Below are 18,447 nucleotides of genomic sequence, written 5' to 3'. Positions count from 1 at the left end.
TCTGGAAGATTTTTGCATTCTTCTGGTCGCTTCGGTATTATTGACTTGCGATATGTATACATATCATGCACTCATGCCGCCAGAGATATTTTGAGGTGAAATTCCGTGGAAGCGCTTGATCTTCAGTCGTTCCTTCTGTTCGCCGCAGGCCTTGCGGTAACGGGCGCCTTTGCGGGTGTGCTGGCCGGTCTGTTGGGCGTCGGCGGAGGCATCGTCATCGTGCCGGTTCTTTCCTTCATGCTGGAATTCCTGAAATTTTCGCCCAATGTCGCGATGCATGTGGCGGTTGGCACCTCGCTTCTGACCATCATTCCCACATCCATCACCTCGCTCCGCGCGCATAACAAGCGTGGCGCCATGGACAAGGATCTCATCCGCGCCTGGGCACCCTATGTGGCATTCGGTGCCGCCATCGGCGGTATCGCTGCCCACTTCATCAGCGGCGCCAGCCTGAAATCCGTGTTCGGCTTTGTGGCGCTGGCGGTCGCCGTCAACATGCTGCTGCCGAAGAAGATCGTTCTCGGTGAACATCTGCCGTACAGCATACCGTTCAGGCTCGGCGTTCCCGGCATGATCGGTTTCATTTCATCGTTAATGGGCATTGGCGGCGGATCGCTGACAGTGCCGACGCTGGCGGCCTATTCCTACCCCGTTCACAAGGCGGTGGGCTCCTCGTCGGCCTTCGGCCTCATCATTTCGCTGCCGGCTGTCATCGGTTTCGTCATCACCGGCTGGGGGGAGGCGGGGTTGCCGCCGCTGTCGCTCGGCTATGTTAACCTTCTCGCGGCCGCCCTCATCATTCCGCTGACGATGACGACGGCCAAGCTCGGCGTCAAACTCGCCCACAGCCTGAAACCTGAATATCTCAAGCGCGCCTTCGCCGTGTTCCTGATGATCACGTCGATCCGCATGCTCTGGCCACTTTTCGCGGGCTGATCCGCGTCCACTTCCGGGAGGAAACCATGCGCAACTTCTTCAAGCCCGGACGCGATCCGGCGCTCGCCGGCGAGGCGATGATTGCCACGTCGCATCCGCTTTCCACTGCTGCCGGTCTCGATGTTCTCGCGGCCGGCGGAACCGCCGTCGATGCGGCCATTGCCGCCTGCGCTGTGCAGTGCGTCGTTGATCCGCTGATGACGGGCATTGGCGGCGATTGTTTCGCCCTCTACGCCCCCCATGGGGGTGAGGTGATCGCCGTCAACGGCTCGGGCCGTGCACCCGCTGCCGCCACGGTGCAAAAGCTGAAGGCGGCCGGTCTCGATACCGAAATCCCGCGTAACAGCCCGCACGCCGTTACCGTTCCCGGTGCCATTGCCGCCTGGACGAAGCTGCATCGCGATCATGGCCGTCTGCCGCTTGACCGGCTTCTGGCGCGGGCGATTACCTATGCCGAAAACGGCTATCCCGTTACGCCGCGCGTCGCCTTCGACTGGGCGCTCGAAACGGCGGTCGCCGATGATCCTCATGCCGCCGCCGTGTTCCTGCCGGGCGGCCGCGCGCCGGTGGCGGGTGAGCGTCATGCCCAGCCGCTGCTCGGCAAGCAGCTTCGCCTGATCGCCGACAAGGGGGCGGCCGGCTTCTACACCGGCGAGACGGCTGAAGCGCTGGTGGCGCACCTGAAGGCACTCGGCGGCCTGCATGAAATGGATGATTTCGAAAACGCCGTCGATGGCGCCGACTACGTCAAGCCGATCTCGACGGTCTATCGCGGCCGGGAGGTTCTCGAATGCCCGCCGAACGGGCAGGGGCTGGCAGCCCTTCTCATGCTCAATACGCTGTCGGGCTTCGATCTTGCCGGTTGCAGCGAGGCGGAGCGCATCCACCTGCATGCCGAGGCGGCCAAGCTTGCCTATTACCACCGCGACGCGTTGATCTGCGATCCGTCCACGCTGCCCTATGCGCCGGAAACATTGCTGGCCGAGGATGTTGCGGCGAAGCTGCGCAGCCGCATCGTCATGGACCGCGTTCTGGCGCCGGCGTTGTGGAACGAGCCGGAACACAAGGACACGATCTATCTGAGCGTCGTGGACCGCGATGGCAATGCCATTTCCTTCATCAATTCGATCTTCCACGGCTTCGGTTCGACGCGGCTGGAGCCGAAGACCGGCATTCTGCTGCACAGCCGCGGTTCTTCCTTCCGGCTGATCGAGGGGCACCCGAACGCCATCGGCCCGCGCAAGCGCCCGATGCACACCATCATTCCCGGCATGGTGCGCGAAAACGGCAAGGTCGTCATGCCCTTCGGCGTCATGGGCGGGCAGTATCAGGCCGCCGGCCACGCCGCTTTCCTCTCCGGCATGTTCGACCGGGGCCTCAACGTGCAGGAAGCCATCGACGCACCGCGCAGCTTCTCCTTTGGCGGCGTGCTGGATGTGGAGCCGACCGTTTCCGACACCGCGATTGCCGCGCTGGAGAAGATCGGCCACAAGGTCAGTCGCCTCACGAGCCCGATGGGCGGCGCTCAGGCCATCTTCATCGATCACGCCCGCGGCCTTCTGGTGGGTGGTTCCGACCAGCGCAAGGACGGTTCGGCGCTCGGCTTTTGAACTTGGCTGCGGGGCGCCTTCGCCGCCCCGCTTCTTGCCTGATGTCAAAATGCGGCCTACACCTCCCCTAACTGGATGATGGGAGACGAGATGTACCGCACTTGGAAATTTCTGCAGGAGTACTCGCTGCTGCTCGTATTTGGCGCGATCACCGCGTTGGTCTGGGCGAACACGACGCCGGACAGCTATCATGCCATCGTTGAATATCCGCTCTGGGAGGGTGGGTTCATCGGCCATCTGCACGATGGTCACCGCACGCTGACGCTGCACTATCTCATCAATGACATTCTGATGGCCTTCTTCTTCGCCATTGCCGGCAAGGAAGTATGGGAAGCCGTGGCGCTGAAGAACGGCTCGTTGCGCGGCAAGAAGGCGCTTTCGCCCCTGATCGCGACGGTGGGCGGCATGCTGGGGCCGGTGGCCGTCTATCTGCTCGGCGCCTTCCTTCTCGGCAAGTTCGCCATGCTGGCCAATGGCTGGGCCATCCCGACCGCAACCGATATTGCCTTTTCCTATCTCGTCGGCCGTCTCGTCTTCGGGGCCGGTCATCCGGCGGTGATGTTCCTGCTGTTGCTGGCCATTGCTGACGATGCCGGTGGGCTCATCATCCTCGCGATCTTCTATCCGCAGGGCGATCTGGCGCCGGTATGGCTGCTTCTGTCCGTTGCCGCTGCCTTTGGCGTGTGGTTTCTCGCAAACCGTCTGCCCCGCATTCTCGATGGGCAGAACCCGCGCAAACCGGTGTCCAGCGCCGTGCGGCGCAACCTGTCCTTCTGGCCCTATCTCATCGGCGGGGCGCTGAGCTGGTATGGCTTCCAGGAGGCGGGCATTCACCCGGCGCTCGGCCTTCTGCCGATCATCCCGACCATTCCGCATGCCGAAACCGACTTCGGCATCTTCGCAGAGGAAGAGCGCTACCAGACCGATCTTCTCAACCTCATGGAACATGCGATGAAGGGGCCGGTGCAGATCATCCTCATGCTGTTCGGCCTTGCCAATGCCGGCGTCGAATTCTCGGCCATGGATGAAGCCACGTGGCTGGTGCTGGCCGGTCTTATCATCGGCAAGCCGCTCGGTATCAGCTTCATGGGCTGGCTGGCCGCCAGGCCGCTCGGCCTCGGCCTGCCGGAAGGCATGCGGCTCGCCGACCTGCCGGTCGTCGGCTGCGTGGCGGCCATTGGTTTCACGGTGGCGCTTTTCGTTGCTGGTGTCGCCTTCCCGCCCGGCGCCGAACAGGATGCGGCCAAGATGGGCGCTCTGTTCTCCTTCGGTGCGGCGGCGGTTTCGCTGGTCGCGGGCAAGCTTTTCGCCGTGAAACGCAAGACGGAGATCGACGCAGTCTGATTGAGGGCGATGACGTCCTCAGGGTGCTGAATACGCCAACGATCGATTGGGGCGGCACCACTGGGTGCCGCCATTGTCTGCGCCATCCTCAACCGAATGCCGGCGCGCAAACGCCGGCAATCCTTCCGCTGTGAAACAGCCGTCGGATAGCCGCAGAACCGAAGACGGACGTCTGTTCTCTCCGTGATCATACCGCACCGTCCACCGGGCCTCCTTATTCCGGACGCCAACGCCGCATGGCCGTCCGAAAACCGGACGGCGTAGATTGCGCGCGGGGGCGGTGTTCGTGATCTCGAAAATATAAATTTTATTTTTCAATGACTTGATCAAGTCCGTTCGGCCGCGAAGCCGCATGGAAGCGAACCTGCTTCTCTTGTCAGCGGGACAGACGGTCCGGTGCCGCGGGGAGGAGCCTGCCGCGTGCCGTAACCGCGTATCCCACCAGACAGGAACGGGAGGAGAAATGCGCGATGGCGTTGCAAATCAATATCGATAATGGCGGCACACTGACCGACGTATGCATCATGTCGGACAGCGGTGTGAAGAAAACCAAGGTTCTGACCACCCCTTACGATCTTTCGAAATGCTTCTTCGAAGGGCTGCAGAAGGCGTCGGAAGTGGTTTATGGCGCGGCAGATGTGAAGCGGCTGCTCGAAGAAGTCGATCTCATTCGCTACTCCACGACGCAGGGCACCAATGCCATCTGTGAACGCAAGGGACCGAAGCTCGGCCTCATTCTCGATACCGGTTCAGCGGATCTGCCGGCCGCCTTGAAGGCGCACGACCCGCAAGTGTTCGAGGCGCTGGTGGGCGACCGTGTCGGCTTCATCGATCTGGCCACGTTGAACCAGCCGGAAGCGGAGGTTGAGGTCGTCAAGGTGATCAACCAGCTTGCCGCCCGGGGCGCGAACCGTCTGGTCGTCTCGCTTGGCGGTGCCGGTTTCCTGGAGGCCGAGGAGCGGGTCAAGAAGATCGTGCTGCGCAAATATCCGCGCCATCTTCTGGGGGCCGTTCCGGTTCTCTACGCAACGGACCTCACCTGCGACCGCAATGTCGATCGTCGCGCCTGGTCGGCGCTCATCAACTCCTTCCTGCACCCTTCGATGGAGGCTTTTCTCTACAATGCCGAAAACCGGTTGAGGGCGTTTCGCACCAAGAACCCGCTGCTGATCTTCCGCAATGATGGCGACGCCTCGCGCGTGGCGAAGACGGTGGCGATCAAGACCTATTCGTCTGGCCCGCGCGGTGGCATGGAGGGCGTGAAGGCGTTTTCGGCGCTTTACGGTTTCCGCGATGCCGTTTCGATCGATGTCGGTGGCACGACGACCGACATCGGCCAATGCACGGATGGGAAGGTTGCCGAAATCCGGCGCGGTCATGTCGAAGGTATCAGCGTGTCCTTCCCGCTGTGCGAAATCATGAGTGCCGGAGCCGGCGGCAGTTCCATCTTCAAGGTAAAGGACGGTCATATCGCCATCGGCCCGGAAAGCGTCGGCGCCCTGCCGGGACCGGCCTGCTTCGGTCGCGGTGGCAAGGAAGCGACGATCACGGATGCCAGCCTGCTGGCCGGCCTGTTCGATCCCGTCTCCTATTTCGGCGGCGGCATGGGGCTCGATGTGAGCCGCGCCGAAGCGGCCGTGCGCGGCAATATCGCCGAACCGCTCGGCACCGACCTCGATACCGCCATCCTCGCCATGGCGGATGCCTATGAGGCGAAGATCGCCGATGAACTGCACCGCTTCACGAAGATCGGACCGGACACGGTGATGCTGGCCTTCGGCGGCGCCGGGCCGCTGAACGCCTGCGGCGTGGCCGACAAGGCGGGCATCCGCCGGGTTGCCGTGCCGGCCATGGCGGCGGTGTTTTCCGCCTACGGTATCGGCTCCTGCGATGTGTCGCAGGCTTATGCCGTGACGCTCGAGGACCGCTCGACACCGGGGCTTGCCGCCGCTCTGGACGCCCTGAAGCGCAAGGCTGCCCGCGATATGTTCGCCGAGGGTTTCAAGGAGGGCAGCTATACGGTCACCGCCCGCCTCGTCGTCGGCACGGCGGATGGCGAGAAGATCGTGCCGCTGGGGGATGCGCCCGACTTCCCGGCGGAACTGGCGCAGGCTTCCACGATCGAACTGGAACTGAGCGCTGTGAAGAGCCTGCGTCACGACGAAACCCGTCATACCGGCTTCCCGCGCAGGGCCGAAGCGAAAGCCGATGGAAAGCGCAACGTTCTGGTGGCCGGCAAGGGGCGCGTCGATCTGCCGGTCTATCGCCTCGCATCGATGGCGGCGGGCGATCATGCCAGCGGACCGGCGATCCTCGAGGAGGACTATTTCACGGCTCGCGTGCCGGCGGGTTGGGGCTTCGTCGTCTCGCAGGCGGGCGACATCATTCTGGAACGGGAGGACTGACCACCATGAAAATTCCGATGACCGAATATCTCCGCATCGATCTCGACAAGGAGAAATGGGAATGCCGGGTCTGCGACCACGAGATCGCGCCTGCCGAGGGCAACTACAAGGAAGGGCTTCTGGTTCACAACCGTGATCCGCGCGAGATCCATCCACCGATCCTCGATCCGGAGCGCTACCGCTTCACCTTCAGCCCGGACCCGGAATGGGTGCGCATTCTCGAATTCTGCTGCCCGAACTGCGGCACGCAGGTGGAGACGGAATACGCCATTCCCGGCCATCCGCCGTTGCAGGACATGCAGGTCGATGTGCCCGCACTGAAGGCCCAGTGGGCCAGGCGAGGCCCGGACATGCTGCCGGACGCCGGCCCCGCCGTCGTGCCCGGACGCGGCCACGGCCACTGATGCCGGCGCCCCGCGCAATCGGGCGCGGGGATCTGACCATTCGCAGGGACGCGCTTGCCGGGGAGGGCGGCGCGATCCCCTTGAGAAAGATAGGGAGCGAGAATGAAACGCGTATCCGTTGATATCGGCGGCACCTTTACCGACTGCTTCGTCGTCTGGGGCCAGCAATATATCGAAACCAAGGCGCTGACGACGCATCATAACCTGGCCATGGGCTTCAACGAGGCGCTTGGGAAAGCCTGCTCGGTGCTGGGGCTGGAACTGGAGCAGATCCTGCAATCCGTAGACAGCGTGCGCTATGCGACAACGCTCGGCACCAATGCGTTGATCGAGCACAAGGGGCCGAAGATCGGCATGCTGGTCACGGCCGGCTATGAGGCGACGGTGCCGCTCAGCCGCGCCCGCGGCTACGGCGAGGGTCTCGACAATCTCGGCCAGCAGGACATGCCGAACGCGCAGCGTCCCGAACCGCTGGTCGAGCCGCACATGATCCGCGGCATCCGCGAGCGGCTCGATTTCCAGGGCAATCTCGTCATGGCGCTGGATGAGGACGATGTTCGTCTTCAGCTTCGCGAACTGGTGGACCGCGGTGCCCAGATCATCGTCGTCGCGCTCGTCAATGCGGTGGTTAACCCCGCCCACGAACAGCGCATCGAGGAAATCGTTCTGGAGGAATATCCCTCGCATCTGCTGGGCGCGATACCGGTGATCCTGTCGCATCAGGTGGCGGGCCGCAAGGGCGAATATGTGCGGGCCACCTCGGCCATCGTCGACGGTTACCTGCACTCGACCATGTATCACGCCCTTTCGGCGCTGGAGCAGAACCTGCGCGCCCACAAATATGACAAGCCGATGCTGGTCATCCACAATTCCGGCGGCATGGCCCAGCTCAACTCCACCGATGCTCTGCAGACTATCCATTCCGGTCCGGTTTCGGGCATCGGCGCCTCCGAACATCTCGCCATGCAGGCAAGCCTGGGTAACGTCGTCGCCACCGACATGGGCGGCACGTCCTATGATATCGGTATCGTGGTGGAAGGCGGCGTGAAGCATTACGACTTCAATCCTGTCATCGACCGCTGGCTGGTCTCGGTGCCGATGGTTCACCTCGTCACGCTCGGCGCCGGTGGCGGCTCCATCGCCTCCTATGACCGCATGTACAAGACGGTGAAATGCGGTCCGGAAAGTGCCGGCTCCGATCCCGGCCCGGCCTGCTACGACCGTGGCGGCCTGCGACCGACCGTGACGGATGCGGATTTGCTGCTCGGCTATCTCGATGCGGCCAACTATGCCGGCGGCTCGATCCCGCTCAATCCGCGCCGCGCCAAGGCGGCCATCGAGGATGCGGTGTGCGACGAACTCGATTGCTCCGTCATCGAAGCGGCGAAGCTGATCCGCGAAAAGGTGGACGACAACATGGCCAACGGCCTCTTCACCGAGTTGCGCGCTAGAGGGTACGATCCCAAGGACTTCACCATGCTGGCCTATGGCGGCAACGGCCCGCTGCATTGCTGCGGCATTGCCCAGAACCTCAATATCGACCGTATTCTGGCGCCGCCGCTCTCGTCGGTGTTCTCGGCGGTCGGTGCCGGCAACATGCACCAGCTCCACATCCACGAGCAGTCGCTCTACATGGTGCTCTACGACAGCAATACCCGCCATATCTTCGACGACTACGAACGCTTCAACGCCATCGTCGGCGAACTGAAGGAAAAAGGCCGTCAGGACCTGCTGCGTCAGGGCGTTCCGCTGGAAGACATCCGCCACGATCTGGAACTGGACATGCGCTACGGCAACCAGCTCGTACAGACGACGGCCGTCATTCCCAACCACGAGGTTCACGGACCGGGCGATGTTCTGTCGATCATCTCGCAGTTCTCGGCCGACTACGGCAAGCGTTTCGGCGAGGGTTCGCAGGCACCGGAAGCGGGCATCCGCATCAACACGATCCGTGTTGCCACCTATGCCCGCCACGAGACGGTGCAGTTCGAGGACATCAAGCCGGTGCCGAAACCCGAGCGCACGGCGCCGCCGGCGCCGTCCAGCCACCGCACCTGCCATTTCGTCGGCCATGACGGGCCGTTCGAGACGCCGGTCTGGGCCCGCAAGGATCTGGAGCCCGGCATCGAGATCGCGGGACCGGCCATTGTCGCTTCGGAGGTCACGACCTTCCTCGTCAATCCCGGCTGGACCTTTGTGACGGCAAAGCAGGGCGCCTCGTGGTTCCTGCGCAACGAAAACCCCGTCACCCGTCACTGAAAACGGCCAGCCCGGCGCGGGAGGAGCGCCGGGCCTTACGCCCAACCCGACTGGAGGAGAATTCCATGAACAAGATCGACACCCGGGCCAAGATGCCTTCTTTCGAAGAGATGAACCTCATCAAGAAGTTTCTCGACGACACCACACTGTTCCTCGGACCCGATCCGGAGATCATGCAGAACCACGACCTGATGCCACGCACCGCGCAGGAAGACGAGGCCATCACGCGGGTTTCCGACAGCCATATCGTTGCCAAGATCCGCGACCGCATTCAGGCGGGTTGCGACGAAGGGTATGAAATGGTCGAGCAGATGGGGGCCGCCCCCGGCGCCAAGTGGGGCGACGTCATCACCGGCGTCTATTCGGCCTCCGGCGACCTCGCCATCGCTTCGGCGGGCGGCGTGCTGATCTTCTCGGCGCTTGTGCACCACCCCATCAAGTTCATCATCAAGAACTGGATGAACGACCCGACGGTGGGCGTGAAGGAAGGCGACGGCTTCATCCACAACGACAGCCGCTACGGCAATGTCCACAACACCGACCAGTCGATGATCCTGCCGATTTTCCACAAGGGCAAGCTCGTCTGCTGGGTGGCCTCGACTGTGCACGAGGGCGAAAACGGTGCCATCGAGCCGGGCGGCATGCCCTCCATGGCCGAAAGCCCGAGTGATGAAGGGCTGAAAATGTCGCCCTTCAAGGTGGTCGAGAACTACCAGATCAAGCGTGATATTCTCACCTTCCTGCAGAATTCGGTGCGCGAACCGAAGCTGCAATATGAAGATATGAAGGTGAAGCTCTTCGCCTGCCTGCGCATCAAGCAGCGCATCGAGGAAACGTTGAATTCCGATGGACCGGAAGCATTGGTTTCCACATTGCGTCTGACCATGGAGAACGTTCGCGCCGAAGTAAAGCGCCGCGTTTCCGAATGGCCGGACATGACGGTGAAGACCTACATCATTCAGGATTCGACGCTGCGCGAAAACTGCGTGGTGAAGATCAATTGCAAGCTGACCAAGACGGGTGACCGGCTGATCTTCGACTTCCGCGGCTCCTCGCCGGAATTCACCAACCGGGCCACGAACACCATCGTTGCAGGGTTGAAGGGCATGCTGGCGCAGGTTTTCCTGTGCTATGTCTGGCCGGACCTGCCGCGCGGGCAGGCGGCGTTCGCGCCGATCGAGGTGATCACCGATCCGCATTCGATCGTCAATTGCTCCTATGACGCACCGAACTCGCAATCGCTGATGTCGATCTTCACCGGGTTCACCGCCGGTCAGCACGCGGTGGCGAAGTTCCTCTATTCCTGCCCGGAAAAGTTCACCAAGGTCCATGCCCCGACCTTCAACATGATCAACACCTTCATCTGGGGCGGGGTCAGTCAGCATGGTGAAACGCTCGGCAATCTTTGCGCCGACCTGAACGGCATGGGTGCAGGTGCCAGGGTGGATCGGGATGGCGAACACGCGCTGGCGCCGATCTTTGCCACCATGGCCGACATTGGCGAGCAGGAACTGAACGAGGAGGAAGTGCCATTCCTCCAGCTCGTGTCCAAGAAGATGACGCGTGACGCCATCGCACCGGGAAAGTATCGCGGCGGCCAGGGCTACACGATGATGGTCGCCACCAAGGATTCGGAACAATGGGGCTTCATGACCACCGCGCAGGGCGCCAAGATTCCTCCGATCCAGGGCCTGTTCGGCGGCTATGCCTGCGGTTGCTACCCGCTGTCCAAGGTGCAGGGCGTGGATGTCTACGACATCTTGCTCAACCAGCCGGAAAAGTTCCGCCACTCCATCGAGGAAATCATGAACGAGCAGCCCTTCGAGGGCGCTCGCTACACCACCCACCACATGGGCATGGGCTTCGAGATTTCGAAGCGCGGTGAACTGTTCATGATTTCGCAAGGGGCCGGTGCCGGCTATGGCGACGTTCTGGAGCGCGATCCGGTGGGGGTTGTACGCGATATTGAGGAAGGCCTCATGTCGCCGGAAGTGGCGGCACGGCTCTACAAGGTGGTCTTCGATCCGGTGACGCTCGCCATCGACTTCGACGCCACGGAAAAGGCCCGTGCCGACGAACGCAAGGCGCGCATCGCCCGCTCGGTGCCCTATTCGGAATTCGTCAAGGGTTGGAACAAGCCCAAGCCGCCGACCCACCTGCAATATTTCGGCTGCTGGGGCGATGATGTGGACACGCTCTACATGGGGTCGCCGGACAGGACCCGGCGCGGCGACGAACCGAGGCCGAACTACATGACGCATCCGAAGGACGTTCGCATCGCCGAACTCGAACAACGCCTGATGGCGCTGGGCGCAATGGGAGGCGAGAAGCAATGAGCGCAAGCCTCGCGGAGATGCTGCCCGGCGGGCCGGGCGCAAACCGTCTGAGGGTCTGGCTGGAGTCGTCGGGCTATGCCCGGCGGCTCCTTCTCGGTCCCGAGGGCGATCCCTGGGGCGAAGGGGCGGCGAAATACCTCTCCTTCTTCTCGCAGGCACGCGGCCTGTTGAGGGCGGACGTTGCCGTCGTACCGGTCGGTGACCTCTACCGGTCCTGGATCGCGCGTCATCCGGGACTGGCGGTGGAAATGGCGGCCAAGAAGCGCGCTACCTTTCCGCTGCGCCGGATGCTGGAGGAAGAAGGGCCGCGCCGGCTTCTGGATGAGGTGGCAGAGGCGGTCGCGGCCAATCTTCAGGGGCAGGTGCCCATGGTTCTCGCCATGCCTTCGCCGGCCGCCTGGCTCGATGAAGCGCAGCGCATGGTCGGGCGCGAAGTCGAAGAGCGTGATGATGACGCGGTGGAAGATGCGGCGATGTATATCGCCGATTTTGTCCGCTGCGTCGCCGCGCGTCCCGTCGGCGGCCTTCTGATCGAGGAAGCCGATGGCGTTCCGGGTCCTGCGGACCGCTATGCGCCGGTGTTCAACGCCGCGCGTCATTACCGCTGGGCGGTGGTCGGGCGCGGCGTTCGGTCGGGGCAGAAAGCGATGTTCGACGCGGTGATCGGCTGTGATGAAGAGGCTGACGGCCGCGATGTCAGCCAGCCTCTGTTTGCCGGCGGTGACCTGCCCGAAAGCGGTGCGGCGCAGTTCCGCTATGCCAGCATTCCGCCCGGCCATCCGCCGGAAGCTGTGCTCGATGCGCTGGCCCGCATGCGCGCCTGACGTCTCCGCCGTCGTCATGCGCAAGGAAAAGCCGGGGCTTTCGGTCCCGGCTTTTCTGTCGGCGCTGCGACGTGTCAGTCGACGATTGTCGCTTGCGTTGCGGCGCGCAGGTCCGCTTCGCTGACGCCATCGGCCAGCGCCACGATCTTCAGGCCACCCTCCACCACATCCAGAACGCCGAGATTGGAGATGATCCGGTCCACGACCCGCGTGCCGGTCAGCGGCAGGGTACAGGCCTTCAGCACCTTGGATTCGCCTTCTTTGTTGGTGTGTTCCATCAACACGACGACGCGGCCGACGCCGGCGACGAGATCCATTGCACCGCCCATGCCCTTGGCCAGTTTTCCGGGGATCATCCAGTTGGCGAGATCGCCGGTCTCACTCACCTCCATCGCGCCCAGGATCGCCATGGCGATCTTGCCGCCGCGGATCATGGCGAAGGAGGTGGCGGAATCGAAATAGGCCGTGTCGGGCATTTCCGAAACCGTCTGCTTGCCGGCATTGATGAGGTCGGCATCCTCTTCGCCCTCATAGGGAAACGGTCCGATACCCAGCATGCCGTTTTCCGATTGCAGCGTGACGGACACGCCGTCGGGAATGAAGTTCGGCACGAGCGTGGGAATGCCGATACCGAGATTGACATAGGTTCCATCCACGAGTTCGAGCGCGGCGCGGGCCGCCATTTGATTGCGGTCCCAGGCCATCAAGCGTTCTCCCTCTGACGAACCGTGCGTTTTTCGATGCGCTTTTCATGCGGCCCCTGAATGAGCCGGTGAACGTAGATGCCGGGCAGGTGAATGTGGTCGGGATCGAGGCTGCCGGTGGGTACGATTTCCTCGACTTCCAGCACGCAGACCTTGCCACACATGGCGGCTGGCGGGTTGAAATTGCGGGCCGTCTTGCGGAACACCGCATTGCCGGTCTCGTCGGCCTTCCATGCCTTGACGATGGCGAGGTCGGCGACAAGGCCACGTTCGAGAATATAGGTCTCGCCGTCGAACTGCTTGTGTTCCTTGCCCTCGGCAATCACCGTTCCGACCCCCGTTTTCGTGTAGAAGCCGGGAATGCCGGCACCGCCGGCGCGCATACGCTCTGCCAGTGTTCCCTGCGGGTTGAACTCGATCTCCAGTTCCCCGGCCAGATACTGCCGCATGAATTCGGCATTTTCCCCCACATAGGATGCGATCATCTTGCGGATCTGCCGGGTGTCGAGCAGCTTGCCGAGGCCGAAATGATCGACGCCGCAATTATTGGCGGCAATGGTCAGGTTCCTCACCCCGCTTTCCACCAGTGCATCGATCAAAAGTTCCGGAATGCCGCAAAGGCCGAAGCCACCGGCGGCGATGGTCATGCCGTCGAATAACAGCCCATCCAGCGCCTTTCCCGCCGACGTGTAGATTTTTCTCCCGCTTGCGGGTCCTGTCATGTCGTTCTCCTCCCTTTCAAACGCTTTGCCGCGCTTGGAAATCCCGCCTCCTGACGGCGATTGCCAATGGTGCGGCGTGAAATGTGAATACCCCGGGCACCGAGTGTCCGGGCAATATCGGCGTCGGTCAACGGTTCTTCTTGCGGTTCCGCAAGAATAAGCGCGGCAATCAATGCCGCAATGGCCGGGCCGGGTACGCTTGCGCCATCCGAGCTGGTCGCGCCTCCCCGCGCGAAAAAGGCAGAAAGGGGCAAGACCTGCTCCGGTGTTTCGACCGTCAGGCCGGTGCGGATGCGGCTGACGGTCGTTTCGTGGCAGCCGAGCGCGGCCGCCACTTCACCGTTGGTCAGCGGCTGAAGCCATGTCGGACCATGCTCGAGAAAGCTTGCCTGCCGGCCCACGGCAAAGGCTGCAACCTCCAGCATCATGCGATTGCGCTGCGCCACGGTGCGCTCCAGCCAGCGGGCCTGCGCCAGCGCCTGTGATCCGGCCCGCCCGGCCAGCGGATCGACGGTGATCCTGGACAGGCTTTCACGGTTGAGTGTGACCTGCCATCGACCATCGGCATCCCGCTCGACCAGAAGATCAGGCGGGTGGCGATGATCGGGTGCCGCTTGAAAACGTGCGCCGGGCTTGGGGTCGAGACGCCGCAACCGGGCGACCATGGCGCCCAACTGTTCTGCGTTCACGGCGCAAATCCGGGCAAGGGCGGCCACGTCACCACGCGCCAGCAGGGGAAGATGGTCGAGAAGTGTCTGCATCGGTTCCGTCAGCGCGTCCTGATCGGCCATTTGCAGGCCGAGGCATTCGCGCAGAGAACGGGCGAAGAGCCCAGCCGGTTCCATTTGCTGAAGACGGGCCAGCACCGCTTCCGCCTCTGCCACGGAGCAGCGGGCATGTGCGGCGATGGTTTCCACCGTCGTGCCAAGCCAGCCGCTCGGCTCCAGTGCCTCGGCAAAGGCCAGTGCGATGGTGCGTTCGCGCTGCCCGCCAAACAGAATTCCGATCTGGGTGGTCGCATGGCCGTAAAGGCTGGCCTCAGGTGCCGCCAGCCGCTCGCCTGCCCCTTCCGTCGCGCTGAACGGGGAGGGCCGCCAGCGTGGCGGGCCGCTACCGGATTTTGGCGTGGCGAAGGGTAACTCGACCCGCAGACAGGGATTGACGGTCGCTTCCGTGACGAGTGCGCCGGCCAGTTCCGCATTGTCCATCTGCAACAGGGTCATGGCGCGTTGCAGGGCCTGCGTCATGCGCTGCGAAGCAGTCTGCCGCAGGCCAAGGGTGTTCGTGCCACGCATGGCCTAGACCCGCGCCGGCATTTCGCCGAGAAAACGCGGCTGGATCATGAAGGCGTCCGAGACGAGGCCGGGGCGGGGCGCTAGCGGCATCCGTTGTCCCAGCCAGGTACGGGTTGGCAATCCGGCCACGGCGGCGCGGCGAAGCGCCTCGCGATCGCCGGGCAGACAAGCCAGCCGGGCGCGAATGTCGGCTTCCATGGTGGCATCCAGGTCTTCGCCGATGAACACCAGCCGACCCTGGCGATCGGCCAGAGGGCCGGAGATTGGCCAGGCCGTCAGCCGCACCGGCGCATAGGCCGTGCCATCTACGCACTGCACCGCCACGGGCTGGTCAAGACCCGCGACGGAGACAAGGCCCTTCACGCGCAGCAGCCGGCCCGTCCAGTGGGTCAGAATTTCCCCCATCGCGACGGCAAAGCCCCGCCAGCCGGTCGCCTCATCCAGTGTCACGACAAAACTCGACACCCGTCCCGAATGCGGTGTGCAGTGGAAATGGTTCCTGCCCGGTGCGCGCTGGCCGGAGAGCCAGTCACTTGCATTGATGGAGGTTGGGCCGGACACATAAAGCCCGCCGCCAAAGAGATGTTTCGGATCGGCCTCGCCATGGCAAAGCGCGATGCGTGGCGCCGCCGGGTTCAACGCCTCAAGGTCGCGTTCCAGTGCCATGCGTTCGGCACGGCTGGCAAGATCGCATTTGGAAAGCAGTAGCCGGTCGGCCAGGCTCACCTGCACCCGCGCCTCCCGGTGGCGGGCAATCTGCGCCCGCGCCCGTTCCGTATCGACCACCGTCAGCACGCCATCGCAGCGAAAGCGCGCCGAGACCAGCCTGTCCTCCATCAAGGCACGCACAACGGGGGCTGGGTCGGCCAGCCCGGTCGTCTCGATCAGCACCCGGCTGACCGGCGCAATCTCCCGCCGTGACATGCGTTCGTGCAGCCGCATCAGCGCCGCGATGAGATCCCCCTGAACGGAGCAGCAAAGGCAGCCGGATTCGAGAATGACCAAGGTGTCGTCCACGCGCTCGACAAGGTGGTGGTCGATACCGACAGCGCCGAACTCGTTGATGAACACGGCAGCGCCGGCCATCTCCGGCCGGGTGGTCAAGGCATTGAGCAAGGTTGTCTTGCCGGAGCCGAGAAAGCCGGTCAAAACCGTCACCGGCACCCGTCCGCAGGGGCTTCCGCCGTAAATTTCGCTTTTTTTATTCGTCATTGTCAGTCCTCCCGATGGAGGAGGGAAGCAGGATTCCTGCCAGTTCCGGCAGAACCGAAAGGTTGAGGCGGGAACAAGGGCTTAGCTTGGCGGGCGTTTCCTTGCCGTGTTTCGGCACCGTCCGGAAACCGGACGGGTTGCGTCCGAAGAGCGGTCAACGGCCTTTGCCGTGGCCGTGTCCGCCCGGTGAAAGCCGTTAAAAATGAATGCAAGAACGATTTTTTTGGTGCTAAACTTTTTTTGATCGGTGGCGATGCGGTTTGGGAGAGCCGCCGCCGCGCACGGCGGGAGACCGTTCCGGGGAGGGAACGCCGGCCGTTGAGCACCCGCTGCGGGTGCCGGCAAAGGGAGGAACACCGATGGTGACCGGCAACGGTTCGTACCAGACATTTTCACGTCCTGAGAACGACGAGAAAATCATGTCGTCCTGGGAGCGGTTCATGGGCGGGCAAGACCCGGGCTCCGATGCGCTGCGACGGTTGATCGACGATTCCTGGCGGCGGTGCCACGGTATTGTCGATCCCGGACGATCCCATGCGCCTGATCCCGTGGTGGAGGATGCGCTGCATGACATTCTCGGCGACAACCGTGATCTCGTCCGGGCCAGCACGCCGGTTATGGCATCGGCGCGCGATTTCCTGCTGGAAACCGGCACTGTGATGGTGCTGACGGATGCGCAGGGCGTGGTGCTGAGTGTGGAAGGTGACCGGGCGTTGCGCGATCCCACCGAGCGCATCCGCCTGATGCCCGGCGCGAACTGGAGCGAGGCGGTGTGCGGCACCAATGCCATCGGCACAGCCTTGCAGATCGGCCAACCGATCCAGATTCACTCGGCGGAGCATTATTGTTCCGGCATCAAGCGTTGGTCTTGCTCGGCAAGTGTCATTCGCGATCCGCTAAGCGGTGCAACGCTTGGTGCGATTGATCTCTCCGGCCTGAGCGAGAGCTATAGCCGCCATAGCCTTGCCCTGGCGGTCGCCGCCTCCGGCCGCATCGAAAACAGGCTGGCGCAACGGGAAATGAAGCTGCGTTACCGGCTTCTCGACCATTGTCTCGAACGGTTGCGGGCGCCGGGCGGCGACGGCCTGATCGTTTTCGACCGCTCTGGCCGGGCCATCAAGACCAATGACCGCGCCGCCACGCTGATGGCGGAACTCGCCAAGGGGCGGGGCACCGTTGCCGGCGCGATCCGCGATCTCACATTGCCCTGGCGGGCGGGACGCGTGACGCCGGAAAACATGCCGGACTGGATCGACCGCGACTGGATCGAACCGGTCCTGCTGGACGGCGAACGGTTGGGGGCAATGCTGGTTCTGCCGGACCGCAGCGCCGTCGTGCGCCGGGCCGGTCTGCGGGCCGTGCCGCGTAGCACGCCCGCTTCGGCCGATCCCTTCGACCGCCTGAGCGGGTGTTCGCCAGCCTATCTGGAGGCGGTCCGCCGCGCGCGTCTTCTGGCGAAAAGCCCGGCACCGGTGCTGCTGCTCGGCGAAACCGGGGTCGGCAAGGATGCTTTCGCGCAGGCACTGCACGCCGGCGGCGCGCACGGTACCGGCCCCTTCGTTGCCATCAATTGCGGTGGTTTTTCCCGCGAGCTTCTGACGAGTGAACTCTTCGGCTATGCCGAAGGCGCCTTTACCGGCGCCCGGCGCGGCGGCATGACCGGCAAGATCGAGGCGGCCGATGGCGGCACCTTGTTCCTGGACGAAATCGGTGAAATGCCGCTCGATCTTCAACCGCATCTCCTGCGGGTTCTGGAGGCCGGGGAGGTTTACCGCATCGGCGAAAATCGCCCGCGCAAGGTTCGGCTACGGTTGATAGCCGCCACCAACCGCGATCTGAAAGCCGAGGTGGAGGCCGGCCATTTTCGGGCCGATCTGTTCTACCGGGTCGCCGTGACGACGCTCAGATTGCCGTCGCTTCGCGAAAGGGCCGGTGATCTTGCCGCGCTGGCGGAGCATCTTCTGGGCGAGATTGCCCGCCGTTACGAAATCCCGGCCCCGGATATCAAGCCGGAGGTTCTGGGTGTCTTCAGCCAGCATGATTGGCCGGGCAATATCCGCGAATTGCGCAATGTGCTGGAGAGTATGGTGCTCGAAAGCGGCGGTGCAAGTCTTGGCCTGTGCCATCTGCCAAGCGAGCTTGGGAGTGCGCGCTTCTCAAGCGTTGCCTTCCCTCCGCCCGCAGCCGCAAGCGGAACGCTGGAGCGCGCCGAAAGCGACGCCATCCTCGCCGCCATCCGCCGTCACCACGGCAACCTTACATCCGCCGCCCGTGATCTGGGTATTGCCAAGAGCACGCTCTATGTCCGGATCGAGCGGCTCGGTCTGAAGGGAAGCGTGGACCTGATGCGCGGCTGATCGCAGGTATCACTCGAACCTGGATGCAGGCCAGGATGG

At 63.4% G+C, this 18,447-nt stretch carries 13 protein-coding genes; 9 read left to right on the top strand and 4 right to left on the bottom strand.

Going from position 1 to position 18,447, the window contains the following annotated elements:
- The first annotated feature begins 105 nt into the window (after nucleotides 1-105).
- The 8 genes from GGQ66_RS17890 to GGQ66_RS17855 all read left to right on the top strand — a co-directional run bounded on the left by GGQ66_RS17890 (nucleotide 106) and on the right by GGQ66_RS17855 (nucleotide 12,118).
- Nucleotides 106-936 carry a sulfite exporter TauE/SafE family protein gene (locus GGQ66_RS17890; RefSeq protein WP_183794144.1) on the top strand — a complete coding sequence of 277 codons (831 nt, stop codon included), beginning with the start codon at nucleotides 106-108 and terminating at the stop codon, nucleotides 934-936.
- Between the two features lie 26 nt (nucleotides 937-962).
- The gene (locus tag GGQ66_RS17885) at nucleotides 963-2,546 is read left to right on the top strand and encodes a gamma-glutamyltransferase family protein (protein WP_183794142.1); all 1,584 of its coding nucleotides are present in this window, start codon (nucleotides 963-965) and stop codon (nucleotides 2,544-2,546) included.
- 90 nt (nucleotides 2,547-2,636) lie between these two features.
- On the top strand, nucleotides 2,637-3,890 hold the full coding sequence (locus GGQ66_RS17880) for a Na+/H+ antiporter NhaA (protein WP_183794140.1): 1,254 nt from the start codon (nucleotides 2,637-2,639) through the stop codon (nucleotides 3,888-3,890).
- A gap of 470 nt (nucleotides 3,891-4,360) precedes the next feature.
- A complete protein-coding gene (locus GGQ66_RS17875; RefSeq protein ID WP_183794138.1) occupies nucleotides 4,361-6,295 on the top strand; it encodes a hydantoinase/oxoprolinase family protein in 1,935 nt (644 codons plus the stop codon).
- A 17-nt stretch (nucleotides 6,296-6,312) separates the two neighbouring features.
- Entirely contained in the window at nucleotides 6,313-6,699 is a 387-nt protein-coding gene (locus GGQ66_RS17870) for an acetone carboxylase subunit gamma (RefSeq protein WP_237358978.1), read from the top strand.
- A gap of 102 nt (nucleotides 6,700-6,801) precedes the next feature.
- Nucleotides 6,802-8,958, top strand: coding sequence for a hydantoinase/oxoprolinase family protein (locus GGQ66_RS17865; protein ID WP_183794133.1), 2,157 nt, complete (start codon nucleotides 6,802-6,804; stop codon nucleotides 8,956-8,958).
- A 65-nt stretch (nucleotides 8,959-9,023) separates the two neighbouring features.
- Nucleotides 9,024-11,294 (top strand): hydantoinase B/oxoprolinase family protein, encoded by a 2,271-nt coding sequence (locus GGQ66_RS17860; protein WP_183794131.1) that lies wholly within the window; start codon nucleotides 9,024-9,026, stop codon nucleotides 11,292-11,294.
- Nucleotides 11,291-12,118: a hypothetical protein gene (locus GGQ66_RS17855; protein WP_183794129.1), complete on the top strand. Its 828-nt coding sequence runs from the start codon at nucleotides 11,291-11,293 to the stop codon at nucleotides 12,116-12,118. Before GGQ66_RS17860 ends, GGQ66_RS17855 begins: the two co-directional genes overlap by 4 nt.
- A 74-nt stretch (nucleotides 12,119-12,192) precedes the next feature.
- Here GGQ66_RS17855 and GGQ66_RS17850 read toward each other — a convergent pair whose 3' ends face one another.
- Genes GGQ66_RS17850 through GGQ66_RS17835 form a run of 4 tightly spaced genes read right to left on the bottom strand, consistent with a single transcriptional unit; the run spans nucleotide 12,193 to nucleotide 16,051 of the window.
- A complete protein-coding gene (locus GGQ66_RS17850; RefSeq protein ID WP_183794127.1) occupies nucleotides 12,193-12,822 on the bottom strand; it encodes a 3-oxoacid CoA-transferase subunit B in 630 nt (209 codons plus the stop codon).
- Nucleotides 12,822-13,544 (bottom strand): CoA transferase subunit A, encoded by a 723-nt coding sequence (locus GGQ66_RS17845; protein ID WP_183794125.1) that lies wholly within the window; start codon nucleotides 13,542-13,544, stop codon nucleotides 12,822-12,824. The genes GGQ66_RS17850 and GGQ66_RS17845 overlap by 1 nt, the downstream gene beginning before the upstream one ends.
- Entirely contained in the window at nucleotides 13,541-14,839 is a 1,299-nt protein-coding gene (locus GGQ66_RS17840; protein WP_183794124.1) for an RNA polymerase factor sigma-54, read from the bottom strand. Before GGQ66_RS17840 ends, GGQ66_RS17845 begins: the two co-directional genes overlap by 4 nt.
- A gap of 3 nt (nucleotides 14,840-14,842) precedes the next feature.
- Nucleotides 14,843-16,051 (bottom strand): CobW family GTP-binding protein, encoded by a 1,209-nt coding sequence (locus GGQ66_RS17835; RefSeq protein WP_183794122.1) that lies wholly within the window; start codon nucleotides 16,049-16,051, stop codon nucleotides 14,843-14,845.
- A 359-nt stretch (nucleotides 16,052-16,410) separates the two neighbouring features.
- On the opposite strand from GGQ66_RS17835, the gene GGQ66_RS17830 reads away from it, so the two are divergent.
- The gene (locus tag GGQ66_RS17830; RefSeq protein ID WP_183794120.1) at nucleotides 16,411-18,408 is read left to right on the top strand and encodes a sigma-54-dependent Fis family transcriptional regulator; all 1,998 of its coding nucleotides are present in this window, start codon (nucleotides 16,411-16,413) and stop codon (nucleotides 18,406-18,408) included.
- Nucleotides 18,409-18,447 lie beyond the last annotated feature (39 nt).

This window comes from Allorhizobium borbori (assembly GCF_014196535.1).
GTDB lineage: Bacteria > Pseudomonadota > Alphaproteobacteria > Rhizobiales > Rhizobiaceae > Ectorhizobium > Ectorhizobium borbori.
This window is presented reverse-complemented; position numbering and strand designations above follow the sequence as displayed.